This window comes from Nocardioides sp. P5_E3 (genome assembly GCF_054049275.1).
On the sequence record NZ_JBFUMR010000007.1, the window covers coordinates 14,102 to 29,485 of the forward strand.

General features: G+C 69.4%; 17 protein-coding genes. 8 read left to right on the forward strand and 9 right to left on the reverse strand.

All coding sequences use genetic code 11. The annotated features are described in order from the left end of the window. The first annotated feature begins 40 nt into the window (after positions 1-40). The 3 genes from ACXJKB_RS05620 to trxA all read left to right on the forward strand — a co-directional run bounded on the left by ACXJKB_RS05620 (position 41) and on the right by trxA (position 2,359). Positions 41-826, forward strand: a complete 786-nt coding sequence (locus tag ACXJKB_RS05620) for a hypothetical protein (RefSeq protein ID WP_457186234.1) — start codon at positions 41-43, stop codon at positions 824-826. Between the two features lie 100 nt (positions 827-926). After that, a complete protein-coding gene (gene trxB, locus ACXJKB_RS05625; protein ID WP_457186236.1) occupies positions 927-1,940 on the forward strand; it encodes a thioredoxin-disulfide reductase in 1,014 nt (337 codons plus the stop codon). 95 nt (positions 1,941-2,035) lie between these two features. Then, positions 2,036-2,359 carry a thioredoxin gene (trxA, locus tag ACXJKB_RS05630; RefSeq protein ID WP_299930264.1) on the forward strand — a complete coding sequence of 108 codons (324 nt, stop codon included), beginning with the start codon at positions 2,036-2,038 and terminating at the stop codon, positions 2,357-2,359. Positions 2,360-2,468: 109 nt separating this feature from the next. On the opposite strand, the gene ACXJKB_RS05635 is transcribed toward trxA, so the two are convergent. Continuing rightward, positions 2,469-3,113 (reverse strand): GNAT family N-acetyltransferase, encoded by a 645-nt coding sequence (locus ACXJKB_RS05635; protein ID WP_457186238.1) that lies wholly within the window; start codon positions 3,111-3,113, stop codon positions 2,469-2,471. Between the two features lie 42 nt (positions 3,114-3,155). Here ACXJKB_RS05635 and ACXJKB_RS05640 point away from each other — a divergent pair, with 42 nt between their 5' ends. Further along, entirely contained in the window at positions 3,156-4,370 is a 1,215-nt protein-coding gene (locus ACXJKB_RS05640; RefSeq protein WP_457186240.1) for a pyridoxal phosphate-dependent aminotransferase, read from the forward strand. Positions 4,371-4,416: 46 nt separating this feature from the next. Next, positions 4,417-5,193 carry a lysophospholipid acyltransferase family protein gene (locus tag ACXJKB_RS05645; protein ID WP_457186242.1) on the forward strand — a complete coding sequence of 259 codons (777 nt, stop codon included), beginning with the start codon at positions 4,417-4,419 and terminating at the stop codon, positions 5,191-5,193. 194 nt (positions 5,194-5,387) lie between these two features. Here ACXJKB_RS05645 and ACXJKB_RS05650 read toward each other — a convergent pair whose 3' ends face one another. The 8 genes from ACXJKB_RS05650 to rpmH form a co-directional block, all read right to left on the reverse strand. Continuing rightward, positions 5,388-6,386 (reverse strand): ParB/RepB/Spo0J family partition protein, encoded by a 999-nt coding sequence (locus ACXJKB_RS05650; RefSeq protein ID WP_457186244.1) that lies wholly within the window; start codon positions 6,384-6,386, stop codon positions 5,388-5,390. Between the two features lie 78 nt (positions 6,387-6,464). Beyond that, positions 6,465-7,403, reverse strand: coding sequence for a ParA family protein (locus tag ACXJKB_RS05655; RefSeq protein ID WP_457186246.1), 939 nt, complete (start codon positions 7,401-7,403; stop codon positions 6,465-6,467). 202 nt (positions 7,404-7,605) lie between these two features. Beyond that, entirely contained in the window at positions 7,606-8,289 is a 684-nt protein-coding gene (rsmG, locus tag ACXJKB_RS05660; RefSeq protein WP_457186248.1) for a 16S rRNA (guanine(527)-N(7))-methyltransferase RsmG, read from the reverse strand. 89 nt (positions 8,290-8,378) lie between these two features. After that, the gene (locus ACXJKB_RS05665; protein ID WP_457186561.1) at positions 8,379-8,954 is read right to left on the reverse strand and encodes a Jag family protein; all 576 of its coding nucleotides are present in this window, start codon (positions 8,952-8,954) and stop codon (positions 8,379-8,381) included. 42 nt (positions 8,955-8,996) lie between these two features. Beyond that, positions 8,997-9,968, reverse strand: coding sequence for a membrane protein insertase YidC (gene yidC, locus ACXJKB_RS05670; RefSeq protein ID WP_457186250.1), 972 nt, complete (start codon positions 9,966-9,968; stop codon positions 8,997-8,999). Further along, positions 9,969-10,235: a membrane protein insertion efficiency factor YidD gene (gene yidD, locus ACXJKB_RS05675; protein WP_457186252.1), complete on the reverse strand. Its 267-nt coding sequence runs from the start codon at positions 10,233-10,235 to the stop codon at positions 9,969-9,971. Further along, complete coding sequence (rnpA, locus tag ACXJKB_RS05680) at positions 10,232-10,672, reverse strand: ribonuclease P protein component (RefSeq protein ID WP_457186254.1); 441 nt, start codon at positions 10,670-10,672, stop codon at positions 10,232-10,234. The genes yidD and rnpA overlap by 4 nt, the downstream gene beginning before the upstream one ends. Beyond that, on the reverse strand, positions 10,611-10,748 hold the full coding sequence (gene rpmH, locus ACXJKB_RS05685) for a 50S ribosomal protein L34 (protein WP_300048438.1): 138 nt from the start codon (positions 10,746-10,748) through the stop codon (positions 10,611-10,613). The genes rnpA and rpmH overlap by 62 nt, the downstream gene beginning before the upstream one ends. A 504-nt stretch (positions 10,749-11,252) precedes the next feature. On the opposite strand from rpmH, the gene dnaA reads away from it, so the two are divergent. From dnaA to gnd, 3 genes are all read left to right on the forward strand, one after another. Beyond that, positions 11,253-12,716, forward strand: coding sequence for a chromosomal replication initiator protein DnaA (gene dnaA / locus ACXJKB_RS05690; protein WP_457186257.1), 1,464 nt, complete (start codon positions 11,253-11,255; stop codon positions 12,714-12,716). Positions 12,717-13,122: 406 nt separating this feature from the next. Continuing rightward, entirely contained in the window at positions 13,123-14,259 is a 1,137-nt protein-coding gene (gene dnaN, locus ACXJKB_RS05695) for a DNA polymerase III subunit beta (protein ID WP_457186259.1), read from the forward strand. 138 nt (positions 14,260-14,397) lie between these two features. Continuing rightward, positions 14,398-15,381 (forward strand): phosphogluconate dehydrogenase (NAD(+)-dependent, decarboxylating), encoded by a 984-nt coding sequence (gnd, locus tag ACXJKB_RS05700; RefSeq protein ID WP_457186261.1) that lies wholly within the window; start codon positions 14,398-14,400, stop codon positions 15,379-15,381. Positions 15,382-15,384 lie beyond the last annotated feature (3 nt).

Genomic DNA, 15,384 nt, shown 5'->3' on the forward strand with positions numbered 1-15,384 from the left:
GTCCCCCGCACCACCGCGACACCCGAGGAGGTGACCGCCGATGTCCGAGTCCTCCGGACTCCCGCCCGAGCAGGAGGCCGTACGACGCCTGCTCGCGGACGCCCGTCACGACGGGCCGCCGCCTCCCGACGTCGTCGCCCGCCTCGACGAGACCCTCGCCTCCCTCATGTCCGAACGCGTGGCCGAGCGCGTGTCGGAGCGCACCGTCGCCCCCGCGACCGAGAACGACGACCGCTCGCCGGGACGCGTCGTCGATCTCGGCTCCCGCCGACGCCGGGTGGCGGGCATCGGCCTGCTGGCCGCCGCCTCCGTCGTCGTCGCGGGTGTCGCGATCGGCCAGGCCCTCCCCCGCGGCGGCAACGACTCCTCCAGCGAGTCGAGTGCCGGCTCGCAGTCCGACTCCTCGCTCGCCGAGTCCCCCGAGGCCGGGGGGTCCAGCGCCGACTCGAGCACCAGCTCCGGCGCCGACCAGGGCGGGGACTCCGGTGCCGCCTCCGAGCCCGCGCCGGAGTCGCTGAAGAGCTCGCCCGCCACCCCCTTCGCCGGGGTGCCGAGCCTGTCGACGGCCGACGCCGACCTCGACGACCAGCTCCTCGCCCTGCGAGCGGAGGGCGCCACCCGTCGCCAACAGCTCGCCACGCTCGACGCGCTCCGGGGCTGCGACGTACCCCGTCCGGGCAGGGCCGCCGCCCTCGTCGCCGCGGAGGTCGACGGCCGGACCGGGGTCGTCGTGTTCCGTCGCCCCGTCGACCAGGCACAGGGCGTCGAGCTCTACGTGTGCGGCGAGGCCGTTCCGGTGCGTACGATCACGCTGCCCGCGCCCTGAGCGGTGCGGGCGGGCGTGGAACAACGGTCGCCTACGATCGGTTGAGGACGACGTACCTCACCACCCCGTACCAGCAAGCCAGCAGGAGTGATTGACCCACATGAGCACCAGCACCGAGACCCGCAACGTCATCATCATCGGCTCGGGGCCCTCGGGCTACACGGCCGCCGTCTACGCGGCTCGCGCCTCGCTCAACCCGCTCGTCTTCGAGGGCTCGGTCACCGCCGGTGGCGCGCTGATGAACACCACCGAGGTGGAGAACTTCCCCGGCTTCCGCGACGGCATCATGGGCCCGGCCCTGATGGACGAGATGCGCGCCCAGGCCGAGCGGTTCGGCGCCGAGCTGGTCTCCGACGACGTCATCGAGGTCGACCTGACCGGTGACGTGAAGGTCGTGAAGACCGCCACCGACACCTACACCGCCCGGTCGGTGATCCTCTCCACGGGCTCGAGCTACCGCAAGCTCGGCCTGCCCCGCGAGGAAGAGCTCTCCGGCCGCGGCGTCTCGTGGTGCGCGACGTGCGACGGCTTCTTCTTCCGCGAGCAGGCCATCGCCGTCATCGGCGGCGGCGACTCCGCGATCGAGGAGGCGACCTTCCTGACCCGCTTCGGCTCGAAGGTCTACCTGATCCACCGCCGCGACGAGCTGCGCGCCTCCAAGATCATGCAGGAGCGAGCCTTCGCCGACCCCAAGCTCGAGATGGTCTGGAACTCCGAGGTCGCGGCCATCAACGGTGCCGACAAGCTCGAGTCGATCACCCTGCGCGACACCGTCACCGGCGACGAGCGGCAGCTCGACGTGACCGGCATGTTCATCGCGATCGGCCACGACCCGCGTTCGGAGCTGCTGACCGGACAGGTCGACCTCAACGACGACGGCTACGTCCTGGTCTCCCACCCCTCGACGGCCACCAACCTGCCGGGCGTCTTCGCGGCCGGCGACCTCGTCGACCACCACTACCGCCAGGCCATCACCGCTGCCGGCACCGGCTGCGCCGCCGCCCTCGACGCGGAGCGCTTCATCGCCGCGCTCGACCACGAGGCGTCCACCGCCGGCGACGCTGCGGCGACCGTGCACGCCATCGAGGAGCAGGTGCAGACGGCCGGCGCCTGACCTCCGCTCGTCCCGCCCCGCAGACGGGAACAACTGTCGGTGGGGCGGTGTTCAGTAGACATCGCCGAACAGACCTCCTGAAAGGGGCACCAACCGTGGCCAACATCGCCGCCGTGACCGACGCCGAGTTCGAGGCGCAGGTCCTCAAGTCCGACAAGCCCGTCCTGGTCGACTTCTGGGCTGAGTGGTGCGGTCCGTGCCGCCAGGTCGCCCCGATCCTCGACGAGCTCAACGCCGAGCACGGTGAGAAGCTCACCTTCCTCAAGATGAACGTCGACGAGAACCCCGTGACCCCCTCGTCTTACCGCGTCACCGGCATCCCGACGATCAACGTCTACCAGGGTGGCGAGGTCGTGAAGTCCATCGTGGGCGCCAAGCCCAAGGCTGCGCTCCTCAAGGAGCTCGACGGCATCATCTGAGCCACGCAGTGACGGGCGCTTGCGCTCGGCACGTGGGCGTGGCCAGATCGAGTGGCCCCGCGACTGAGGTACGAAGTCGCGACAGGGCTGTATCGAGATCTCACCACGTCTAGTCGCGAGAGGCGACCCGCACCGATCCGATCGGGCGGGTCGCCTTCTGCGTGGGGCGGACGACCCCCCAGACCTTCTCGAGGGCGAGCTCGACCTCGTCCTTCCAGCTCAGCGCCGTCCGCAGCTCCATCCGCATCCGCGGGGTGGTGGGGTGCGCGCGCTGGGTCTTGAAGCCCACGCCGCCGAGGAACTCGGCCGGCAGCACGCATCCCGTCGTCTGCCCCCGCGTGTCGCCGTACGCCTCGATGGCGGAGTGGCCGCGCTCGACCAGGTCGGCTGCCATCGCCTGCACGAGCAGCCGGCCGAGGCCGCCCCGTCGCAGGCCCGGCTCGACCCACGCGGTCGCCGCGATGATCGCGTCGGGCGAGCCCGGCGCCGTCGGCAGGGTGGCCGCCCCGGRCAGCCGCGCCGCCGGCGCGTAGACGATGTGCCCGACGGTGCGCCCGTCGAGGCGTACGACCCGCCCGCACGAGCCCCAGTCACGCAGCACCGTCGAGAGCCAGTTCTCCTTCTCCGCGATCCGCTCGTCGTGGTCGAGCCGTGCCCGGTCGACGGGCGAGAGCTCCCAGAACAGGCACGACCGCACCGGGTCGGCCAGCTCCGCGAGATGGTCGACCGTCAGGCGCGCGGTCTTGCGGGACACGCTCCCGATGCTAGCGCCGGAAGGCGCCTGAGAGGATGAGGCGTGCGCCCGATCCGACAGAGCAAGAAGCTGCAAGGTGTCCGCTACGACGTGCGCGGGCCGATCCTGGTCGAGGCGCAGCGGCTCGAGGCCGAGGGCCACCGGATCCTCAAGCTCAACATCGGCAACACGGCGCCGTTCGGCTTCGAGGCCCCCGAGCAGATCCTCGCCGACATGATTCACCACCTGCCGCAGTCGCAGGGGTACGCCGACAGCCAGGGCATCTGGTCGGCGCGCACCGCAGTCATGCACTACTACCAGTCCCACGGCCTGCGCGACGTCGGCGTCGAGGACATCTTCATCGGCAACGGTGTCTCCGAGCTGATCTCGATGGTGCTGCAGGCCTTCGTCGACGATGGCAACGAGATCTTGGTGCCGGCGCCCGACTACCCCCTCTGGACGGGCGCCGTGACGCTCGCCGGCGGGATCCCGGTGCACTACCGGTGCGACGAGGAGTCCGACTGGAACCCCGACCTCGCCGACATCGAGTCGAAGATCACCGAGAACACGCACGCCATCGTGATCATCAACCCCAACAACCCCACGGGTGCGGTCTACAGCGAGAGCACGGTCAAGGCGCTCGTCGACATCGCCCGGCGGCACCAGCTCGTCGTCATGGCCGACGAGATCTACGAGAAGATCCTCTTCGAGGACGCGCAGCACCACCATGCGGCGACCTACGGCGGCAACGACGTGCTGTGCCTGACGTTCTCGGGCCTCTCGAAGGCCTATCGCGTGTGCGGCTACCGCGCCGGCTGGGTGATGATCTCCGGCCCGAAGGAGATCGCCGGTGACTTCCTCGAAGGCCTCACGCTGATCGCCAACATGCGGATGTGCGCCAACGTGCCCGCGCAGCACGCCATCCAGACGGCCCTGGGCGGCTACCAGTCCATCGAGGAGCTGATCGGCCCCGGTGGCCGCTTCTACGAGCAGTCGATGCTCGCCCACCGGCTCCTCAACGAGATCCCCGGCGTCAGCAACGTCAAGCCCCGCGGCGCTCTCTACTGCTTCCCGCGCCTCGACCCGGACGTCTACGCCATCGACGACGACCAGGACTTCGTGATCGAGCTGCTTCGCGCCAAGAAGATTCTCGTCACGCACGGGACGGGCTTCAACTGGCCCGACACCGACCACTTCAGGCTCGTCACGCTCCCCGAGGCATCGGTCCTCGAGGAGGCCATCGGCCGGATCGCCGACTTCCTCGCCACGCGACGCTGATCACGAAGGGTCGCGGCCACGGTCGGCTGACCCTAGGCTCCTCCGCATGCGCGATGTGACCTACCCGCCGATCATCGTCACCGCCAAGGCGGCCTTCAAGGCCCTTGGCCAGAGCTTCCGGATGAGCGGCACCGAGCACGTCCCGCGCGAAGGCGGTGTGCTGCTGGCCTACAACCACATCGGCTACGTCGACTTCATCTACGGCGGCCTGGCGGCCAACCCGTCCGGCCGGCTCGTGCGCTTCATGGCCAAGCGCGAGCTGTTCGACCACCGGTGGGTCGGCCCACTCATGCGCTCGCTCCACCACATCGAGGTCGACCGGGGCGAGGGGATCGCGAGCTTTCACGCGGCCGTCGACCGCCTGCGCCAGGGCGAGGCCGTCGGGATCTTCCCCGAGGCGACCATCTCCCGCGCCATGGAGCTCAAGGAGTTCAAGACCGGGGCCGTACGCATCGCCGCGGAGGCCGGCGTACCCGTCGTGCCCGTGATCCTGTGGGGCACCCAGCGGATGATGACCAAGGACCACCCCCGCGACTTCTCCCGGGGCAAGACCATCTCCATCACGGTCGGCGAGCCGATCAACCCGACCGGTGACGACCCCGTCGGCGACACCGCGAGGCTCCACGCCCAGATGTCGCAGATGCTCCGCGACACCATCGCCGACTACCCCGCCGACGAGCAGCCTCCCGGCTCGTGGTGGCTGCCCGCCTCGATGGGCGGCTCCGCCCCCACGCTGGAGGAGGCCGCTCGCCTCGACGGCGAGGAGAAGCGGGAGCGCGCTCGCAAGCGGGCCGAGAAGCGCGTGAAGAAGACAAAGCGATAGATCGACAGGTCGCTTTGTAGACAGGTCGATCTGTCGTTTTGTCGACATTGAACGTGGCACTGTGTCATACGGACCGGCACTCATCGGTGCGGCTCGGTATGACGCAGGCATGGCGACCGACGCCTGCGTCATACAGATGAGCACCCATGGGTGCCAGTCCGTATGACGCTGACAATGATCTGGCCGGGCTGGACCTAGATAGGTCGGTCGTTGCGATTCCGTGGGTCCATGATGTCGACGATCCGACGCAGGTCGTCAAGGCTGGCGAACTCGACCGTGATCTTGCCCTTGGCCTTGCCGAGGTCGACCTTGACGCGGGTCTCGAGGCGGTCCGAGAGGCGTTCTCCCAGCTCCTCGAGACCGGGGGCGACGGGCTTCTTGCGCAGGACGCGCGGAGCCGACTCCTCCTCGCTGCGGAGCGAGACGATCTCCTCCAGTCCCCGCACGGAGATGCCCTCTGCGGTGACCCGGGAAGCGAGCCTGTCCTGGAGTCCGGCGTCGTCGACGGAGAGGAGGGCACGGGCGTGTCCGGCCGAGAGGACGCCGGCCGCGACGCGACGCTGGACGGCAGGGGACAGCTTCAGCAGCCGCAGCGTGTTGGAGATCTGCGGCCGCGAGCGGCCGATGCGCTGGGCGAGCTCCTCGTGGGTGCAGCCGAAGTCCTCGAGCAGCTGGCCGTAGGCCGCCGCCTCCTCGAGCGGGTTGAGCTGCGAGCGGTGGAGGTTCTCCAGCAGCGCGTCGCGGAGCATGTCGTCGTCGTCGGTCTCGCGCACGATCGCGGGAATCGTGTCGCGGCCGGCCTGCTGGGAGGCGCGCCACCGACGCTCGCCCATGATCAGCTCGTACGCGTCCTCGCCGGTGCGGCGTACGACGACGGGCTGCAGGAGGCCGACCTCCTGGATCGAGTGCACCAGCTCGGCGAGCGCCTCCTCCTCGAAGACCTGCCGCGGCTGGCGGGCGTTCGGACGGACCTGCGCGATGGGCAGCTCCGCGAAGTAGGCACCGGCGACGGTGCCGTCCACGGCCTGCGACCCGTCTGGGACGGGGGCGGCAGGCGTGGCCGGCTCGTTCGGGCCGGCCGAGGACGAGGCTGGGTCGGCCGCGGCCGGCGGCGGGAGCGGCTGGCTGGGAGCGGTCGGGATCAGCGAGCCGAGGCCGCGCCCCAGTCCGCGCCGCGGTGCGTTGCTGCTCATGCGGGGTCCTCGCGGCGTTGTTCGGGGGAGCGGAGCGGAGGAGAAGAACGTCGTGGGGTGTTCATGCGGTGACCTCGTTCATGCGGGCGCTCCCTTGCTGGCGATCTCGCGGGCGGCCTCCAGGTAGGAGAGCGCTCCCGCCGACGCCGGATCGTAGGTCATCACGGTCTGGCCGTAGGACGGCGCCTCCGACACACGGACCGACCGCGGGACCGCAGTCTTGAGGACCTGGTCGCCGAAGTGGCCACGCACCTCGTCGGCCACGCCGGCGGCGAGGCGAGTGCGGGCGTCGTACATCGTGAGCAGGATCGTGGAGATGACCAACCGCGGGTTGAGGTGCTGGCGCACCATCTCGACGGTCTCGAGGAGCATGCCGAGCCCCTCGAGGGCGTAGTACTCCGCCTGGATCGGGATGAACATCTCGCGGCCGGCGACCAGCGCGTTCAGCGTGAGGAGGCCGAGCGACGGGGGACAGTCGACGAGGACGTAGTCGAAGCGGTCCTCGCCGACCTCGGCCGCGCTGCCGACCAGGGGGTGGGCGGCGATCGCGCGGTCGAGCCGCTGCTCGCGCGCGACCATGCTGACGAGCTCGATCTCGGCACCGGCCAGGTCGATCGTCGCCGGGACGACCCACAGGCCCGGGAGGTCGGCCGACTCGGTCATCACGTCGGCGAGGGGAGCGCCCTCGACGAGCATGTCGTACGTCGACGGCACCCCGCGGTGGTGCTCGATCCCGAGCGCCGTCGAGGCGTTGCCCTGCGGGTCGAGGTCGATGACCAGGACCTTCTGACCGAGCTGCGCCAGGCCGGCAGCGACGTTGACCGTCGACGTGGTCTTGCCGACGCCGCCCTTCTGGTTGGCGACGACGAGGACACGCGTGGCGTTCGGACGAGGGACGCCCTGCCTCCGCAGACCGCCGGTGCGCGCCAGGACCGAATGCTGGGCGGCTTGCGCCAGCGGTGTAGCCGCGTCAGCGAAGTCGTTGTCCTGACCGGCGAGGTCGCCGGCGGTCCGCACCTGCCAGGCGGGTCGTGTTTCACGTGAAACGTCGTCCGCCGGTGTTTCACGTGAAACGGCCGCGCTATCCACTTCCTGTGGATGAACACGTCCATCCTGTGGATATCCCCGCTCAGGGGTGCCCTCTTGAGCGGTGGAAAACGGGTACGGGTCGCCACCCGTGCTGCGCCAACCCATGTCGTCACTGGGGCCCTGGCTCAACTCAGCTCACCTCTCGCTCGACCGCAGAACGGTCCCGACGCCCGGGGCGCCGCTTGGGATTCCGGGCAAGGGGCCAACCTATCCGGGAAGGGTCGGCCCACGGCACCCGCACCACGGTGGTGGGGGGATCGAGAAGACCGGCGCCCACCTCGAACACCTCGGGCACGCCACAACGCCATTGGCGCAGGAAGTCCCGTGTCTCCGCGACTTCCTCGTGGATCGAGCGGCCCTTCATGGCCACCGTCGCACCGGTGGGGGACACGAGCGGCATCGACCACCCGAGCAGACGCTCGAGGGGGGCGACGGCACGCGACGTGACGACATCGAACGTCGCCGTCCCGTGCAGGTCCTCGGCGCGCCCGCGGACCACCGTCACGTGGCTGAGCTCCAGCTCGTCCACCACCTCGTCGAGGAACGTCGTACGTCGCAGGAGCGGCTCGACCAGCGTCACCGCGAGGTCCGGCCGGGCGATGGCCAGGACCAGACCAGGCAGACCGGCACCGGTCCCGATGTCGCACACCGAGGAGCCCTCCGGCACGGCGTCACCGAGCACGGCCGAGTTGAGGACGTGACGTTCCCACAGCCGCGGTGCCTCGCGGGGCCCGATCAGCCCGCGAAGGACACCTTCGGTGGCCAGCAGCTCGGTGTAGCGCTCGGCCAGCACGAGGCGGTCGGACGCGAACACCCTCCGCGCCTCGGGAGGCACGGAGGGTGGTCTCGACACGGCCCCGGGGGGCCTGCTCGACCCACCCGTTTCACGTGAAACGTCGTCGCTCACGCCGGGAGGATCACCACGTGCCGCTTGGGCTCAGCGCCCTCGGACTCCGACGTCAGGCCCGCAGCGGCCACAGCGTCGTGGACGACCTTGCGCTCGAAGGCGCTCATCGGCTCCAGTGAGACCGACTCGCCGGACTCCTTCACCTCGGCGATGGACGTCTCGGCCAGGGCGACCAGCCGCTCGCGCTGCTGGGCGCGGTGGCCGTCGACGTCGAGCATGAGACGCGACCGCTCGCCGGTCTCGCGGTAGACCGCGAGGCGGGTGAGCTCCTGGAGCGCCTCCAGCACCTCGCCGTTGCGACCGACGAGCTGGCTCAGGTCGGCGCCGCCGATCTGCACGCTCGCGCGGTCACCCTCCACGTCCATGTCGAGGTCACCGTCGAGGTCGGCGATGTCGAGGAGCTCCTCGAGGTAGTCCGCGGCGATGTCGCCCTCGTGCTCGAGGCGCTTTACCTTGGAAGGTCGGGCCGCCCCGGTGGACTCGCTGGTCGGCTCGTCGTTCTCGGTCGTCTCGGCGGCGGTCTCGCCGTCGGTCAGCTGCTCACTCACGTGTGTCTCCTGCTTCTCGGTCAGGTACGACGACACCCTCGCGAGCGTCGTCAGGGGAGGTCTGGGTCAGCGCTTCTTCTTGCTGCGCTGGGACTTGGACTGCCGCTGGGGCTGCTGGCGGGTGTCGGACTTCTCCGCGCGGCGGGCCTCGGCCTCGGCGGCGAGGCGCTCCTCCTCGATCTGCGCGGGCGTCTTCTGCCCCTTGCGAGCGGCCTTCGCCCGGTCGCGGTCCTCCTTGGCGGCGGCCGCGGGCGTGCCGGGGGCCGGGTTGTTGCGGATGACGTAGAACTGCTGGCCCATGGTCCAGAGGTTCGACGTGGTCCAGTAGAAGAGGACACCGATCGGGAACGCGATACCACCGACGGCGAACACGACCGGGAGGACGTAGAGGAGCATCTTCTGCTGCTGGGCGTAGGGGCCGGAGAGCGCATCGGCCGGCATGTTCTTGCTCATCAGCTGGCGCTGGGTGAGGAACGTGGTCGCCGTCATGGCGAGCACGAGGAAGGCCGCCAGCACCCGCACACCGATGTCGTCGGTGTTGAGGAAGGTGTCGGAGATCTTCGCGCCGAGGAACGTCGCGTCACGGAACTGCTCGTTCAGCGTGACCGTCATCAGGCCCTTGGGGTCCGCGGGGTTCTTCACCGCCTGGTCGATCAGCCGGAACAGCGCCAGGAAGATCGGCATCTGGAGGATGATCGGCAGGCAGGACGCGAACGGGTTGGTGCCCGAGTCCTTGTAGAGCTTCATCGTCTCCTGCGCGAGACGCTCCCGGTCGTGGCCGTACTTCTTCTGCAGCTCACGCACCTTGGGCTGGATGAGCTGCATGTTGCGGCTGGACTTGATCTGCTTGACGAACAGCGGGATCAGCGCGATGCGGATCACGAGCGTCAGCCCGATGATCGACAGCACCCACGCGATGCCGGTCTCGGGTCCGAAGATGCTGCCGAACAGCTTGTGCCAGCCCACTAGCACCGCCGAGATGACGTAGTAGAGCGGCGCCATGATCGCGCCGCCGATGGTGCCGAAGAAGTCGAGCACTCATGCTCCTCGAGTTGCGGTGGACGTGGATGAGGACTGGCCGGCCGATCCGGCGCCGGGGGGAACGGGGTCGTAGCCGCCGGCGGCCCACGGGTGGCAGCGGGCGATACGGCGTACGGCGAGCCAGGTGCCGCGGATCGAGCCGTGCACGGTGACGGCCTCGAGGGCGTACGCCGAGCAGCTCGGGTGGTACCGGCAGACCTGGCCGTAGAGCGGGCTGATCGCGAAACGCCACGCCCGGATGAAGCCGATGAGGAGGTGCTTCATGACGAGCTCACCCTGCTCAGGGTACGGGCGAGGTCGGCACCGAGGGAGGAGTACGACGCCTCCGACGAGGCCGGGAGCGCACGAACCACGAGCGCAGCACGACCCGGGAGCTCCTCCAGTGCAGCGAGGTGTTCCCGGGTCAGGTGCCGAAGTCGTCTCTTCACACGGTTGCGCGTGGCGGCATTGCCCACGGCCTTTCCGACCGTGAACCCCACCTGCGCCGGTGCCGGCGCGGCGTCCCGGTCCACCCACAGGTGGACCACGAGGGTCGTCGAACCGGCGCGTCGCCCCTGACGCACCGTGCGGCGGAAGCCGTCAGCGGTGGTGAGGCGGTGGACAGCGGAGAGCAACGGCGTGTGCCGCGGGCTCTGGCCGTCAGACGGCCAGGCTCTTGCGGCCCTTGCGACGACGGCCCGACAGGATGGCGCGACCGGCACGGGTCCGCATGCGCAGGCGGAAGCCGTGCACCTTGTGACGGCGACGGTTGTTCGGCTGGTACGTACGCTTGCTCACGGCTATTTCTCCGAAGGTTTCGAGGGATGTCCACTCCACACGGCGTCAGTGCTGGTCGTTCAACCGGCACCGCCCGTCCGCGCGGCCGCCAGGTGGCGGATCGTGGACATGCGGCACCCGTCGACGGGGAGCGACCGGCCAACGGTACGCGGCGGGCGAAGTGGGGGTCAAACCCGCGAGCCGCCCCTGCTGGTCTGCCTGTGGATGACATCTTGCTCCCCGCCTCCACCGGTTGTTACGTTCGGGACCTCCGCGGTCAGTCCCGACCACGGTCCGACCAGGGTCCAGCACACCATGTGATCCGGGTCACAGACCACTCGAACCGGTCTCTGACCTGCGGAAACGCTGGAAGGATCACCAGCCGTTGCGGCCGTGGGGGTCTGATCCCACGGATCGGGCCCGGCAGTTCACAGCTTGTGGACAACTCTGTGGAAGCCTCACCGGTCACATCGGTGGCGCCGTCCCTGTGAGGCCGGATCCAGAGCAGCACACGAGCACGACGACATGATAGAAGCGAAGGCGGTCCGGGTGGACGACCAGCAGGTAGATCTCGGGACGGCGTGGCAGCAGATCGTCGAGGACCTCCAGCCCAACCAGAGGGCCTGGCTGCGACCGAGCGTCCCGGTGACGTTGCACGAGAACACGGCGATCATCGCCGTGCCCAACGACTTCACCCGCAACCAGCTCGAGGGCCGGCTACGCAACCACATCGAGGACGCGCTGACCGAGGGCTTCGGTCGCGAGATCCGGATGCTCGTGACGGTCAACCCGGCGCTCGAGGAGGAGACCCAGCCGCAGATCGATGAATCGACAGATGGATCTGTCGCTTTGTCGACAAACATCCAGACGCCGTACGAGCCCCCCGCTCCGGTCACGATCGAGCCCCACGAGCCGGTCGGCGTCAGCGGCGAGCGCCGATCCTCGGCCCTGGAGACGCGCCTCAACCCCAAGTACACCTTCGAGACCTTCGTCATCGGCTCGTCCAACCGGTTCCCGCACGCCGCTGCGGTGGCCGTCGCCGAGGCACCGGGCAAGGCCTACAACCCGCTGCTGGTCTACGGGGACTCTGGTCTGGGCAAGACCCACCTCCTGCACGCGATCGGCCACTACGTGCGCAGCCTCTACAGCAACGCCAAGGTGCGCTACGTCTCCAGCGAGGAGTTCACCAACGAGTTCATCAACGCGATCCGCGACGACCGGCAGGACCGGTTCAAGCGGCGCTACCGCGACGTCGACGTCCTGCTGATCGACGACATCCAGTTCCTCGAGGGCAAGACGCAGACCCAGGAGGAGTTCTTCCACACGTTCAACACCCTCCACAACGCCAACAAGCAGATCGTGCTGACCTCCGACCGCGCACCCAAGCGGCTCGAGGCGCTGGAGGACCGGCTGCGCAACCGGTTCGAGTGGGGCCTCATCACCGACGTCCAGCCGCCCGACCTCGAGACCCGCATCGCGATCCTGCGCAAGAAGGCCGCGATGGACCGGCTCACCGCGCCGCCGGACGTGCTCGAGTTCATCGCCTCGAAGATCCAGACCAACATCCGAGAGCTCGAGGGTGCGCTGATCCGGGTGACGGCGTTCGCCAACCTCAACCGCCAGGAGGTCGACATGACCCTGGCCGAGATCGTGCTCAAGGACCTGATCCCCGAGGGCGGCGAGCCCGAGATCACGCACGCGCTGATCATCGCCCAGACGGCCGCCTACTTCGGCGTCTCGCTCGAGGACCTCACCGGTCCCTCACGCGGGCGCCACCTGGTGATGGCGCGCCAGATCGGCATGTACCTGTGCCGCGAGCTCACGTCGATGTCCCTGCCCCAGATCGGACGCGAGTTCGGCGGCCGCGACCACACGACGGTGATGTACGCCGACCGCAAGATCCGCCAGCTCCTCGCCGAGCGCCGCGCCGTCTTCAACCAGGTCAGCGAGCTCACCAACCGGGTCAAGATGCAGGCCCGCCAGGCCTGACGTCCCGAACCGCCCGCGACCTGCCTCGCGTGTGGAGAAGTTGTGGTTCGGTCCGACAGTTCATCCCCAGACCCTGTGGACACCTCGGGACGAACCACACGGAATGCCCGCCGATCCACATGCCGGGCAGCGGGCCCGCGCGGCGTCCACACCTGTCGTGCACAGGGTTTCGGACCCCTGACCTGCACAAACCTGAGTTGTCCACAGTTTCCACGGACCCTATGACGACTATGAACCTCAAGACTGGATCGATCTCCCGCCAACACCTGACTGCCCTCACTCTGGGGAGAACCCTGCCGCTGGCTCGACAGCGCGTGGCAGGATGCACTTCCCACGTGCACGCGTGTAGTTCCCGCCTGCGTGCAGCCGCTCGTTGCCCGCACCACCTCTCGTCGAGGAGACCCTTGTGAAGTTCCGCGTCGAACGCGACGTCTTCGCCGATGCCGTTGCCTGGGCTGCCCGCAGCCTGCCCGTCCGCCCGAGCTCGCCGGTCCTGGCCGGTCTGCTGATCGAGGCGAGCGACGCCGGGCTGGTGCTCTCGACGTTCGACTACGAGACCTCGGCCCGCGCCACGCTCTCCGCCGAGGTCAATGACGAGGGCAAGGCGCTGGTGAGCGGACGCCTCCTCGCCGACATCTGCCGCAGCCTGCCGGCCAAGCCGGTCGAGCTGACCCTCGACGGTCCCCGCGTCTCGCTCACCTGCGGGTCCGCGCGCTTCAGCCTCCAGACGATGCCCGTCTCCGACTACCCGACGCTGCCGGAGATGCCCTCGGCCACCGGCACCGTCTCCAGCGCCGACTTCGCCCACGCCGTCGCGCAGGCCGTGACCGCGGCCGGTCGCGACGACATGCTGCCGGTGCTGACCGGCGTAYGGATCGAGATCGACGGCTCGACCATGGCGCTGCTCGCGACCGACCGCTTCCGCCTCTCGCACCGCGAGCTCACCTGGAACCCCCAGTCCCCCGACGAGTCGGTCGCCGCGCTGGTGCCGGCCAAGGTGCTCGGCGACACCGCCAAGTCACTCACCTCCGGTGCCGAGGTGACGATCGCCCTGAGCTCGGGCGGCGCCGGCGAGGGCCTCATCGGCTTCGAGGGCAGTGGTCTGGGCGGCGTACGTCGCACCACCACGCGGCTGCTCGACGGCGAGTTCCCCAAGGTGCGCTCGCTCTTCCCGGCCGAGCACCTCACCGTGGCCAAGGTCAGCAAGGCCGACCTGATCGAGACCGTCAAGCGCGTCGCGCTGGTGGCCGAGCGCAACACCGCGGTGCAGATGAAGTTCGGCGACAACCAGATCGTCCTCGACGCCGGCTCCGGCGACGAGGCGATGGCGACCGAGGCCGTCGACGCCGACATCAACGGCGACGACCTGACCACCGGCTTCAACCCGCAGTTCCTGCTCGACGGCCTCACCGCCATCGACGGGGAGATGGTCGACCTCGCCTTCACCCAGGCGACCAAGCCCGTGGTCATCTCCGGAACCGACGCCGACGACACCACGGGGTCGTTCCGCTACCTGCTGATGCCGCGAAGGCTCCTGTCGTAGTCGGCGGCGAGCTGTCGATCGCGAATTCGGTCGCGGTGGGTCTCGATACAGCACGTCGCGAGCTCGCAGGCTCGCTCGCGGTGCCACTCGACCTCCCCCGACTAGCCGTGCGCTCGTTCCTCGCGCACGGCTAGTCTCGTGACCATGGACATCGGACTCGTCGGACTCGGCAAGATGGGCGGCAACATGCGCGAGCGCATGCGCCGCGCGGGACTCACGGTCGTGGGCTACGACCGCAACCCCGACGTCAGTGACGTCGACTCGCTCGAGGGGCTCGTCGAGGCGCTGCCGAGCCCCAAGGTCGTGTGGATCATGGTGCCCGCGGGCGACCCGACCCGCGCGACGGTCAAGGAGCTCGCCGCCCTGATGGGCGAGGGCGACGTGATCGTCGACGGCGGCAACTCGCGCTGGACCGACGACATCGCCAACGCCGAGCTGCTCGCGGAGAAGAAGATCGGCTACGTCGACTGCGGCGTCTCCGGCGGTGTGTGGGGCCTGGAGAACGGCTACGCGCTGATGTACGGAGGCGACGCCGACGACATCGCGAAGGTGCAGCCGGCGTTCGACGCGCTCAAGCCCGAGGGCGACTTCGGGTCGGTCCACGCCGGCAAGGTCGGCGCCGGGCACTTCTCCAAGATGGTCCACAACGGTATCGAGTACGCGATCATGCAGGCCTACGCCGAGGGCTGGGAGCTGCTCGAGGCGGCCGACCTCACCGACAACGTCACCGAGGTCTTCCGCTCCTGGCGCGAGGGCACCGTCATCCGCTCGTGGCTGCTCGACCTCATGGTCTCCGCGCTCGACGACGACCCGGGCCTGTCGAAGGTCGCCGGCTACGCCGAGGACTCCGGCGAGGGACGCTGGACCGTCGAGGCCGGCATCGAGCACGCCGTCGCGACACCCGCGATCACCGCTGCGCTCTACGCCCGCTTCGTCTCGCGCCAGGACGACTCGCCGACGATGAAGGCCGTCGCGGCGATGCGCAACCAGTTCGGCGGCCACGCGATCCGCTCCGCGGCACCCAAGGGCGGCGACGCCGAGGGCAGCAGCTCCGGCGCCGAGCAGTCGGAGACGGCGAAGAAGGCCGGTGCCGGCAGCGCCCAGGAGCCCGGCGAGAGCTGATGT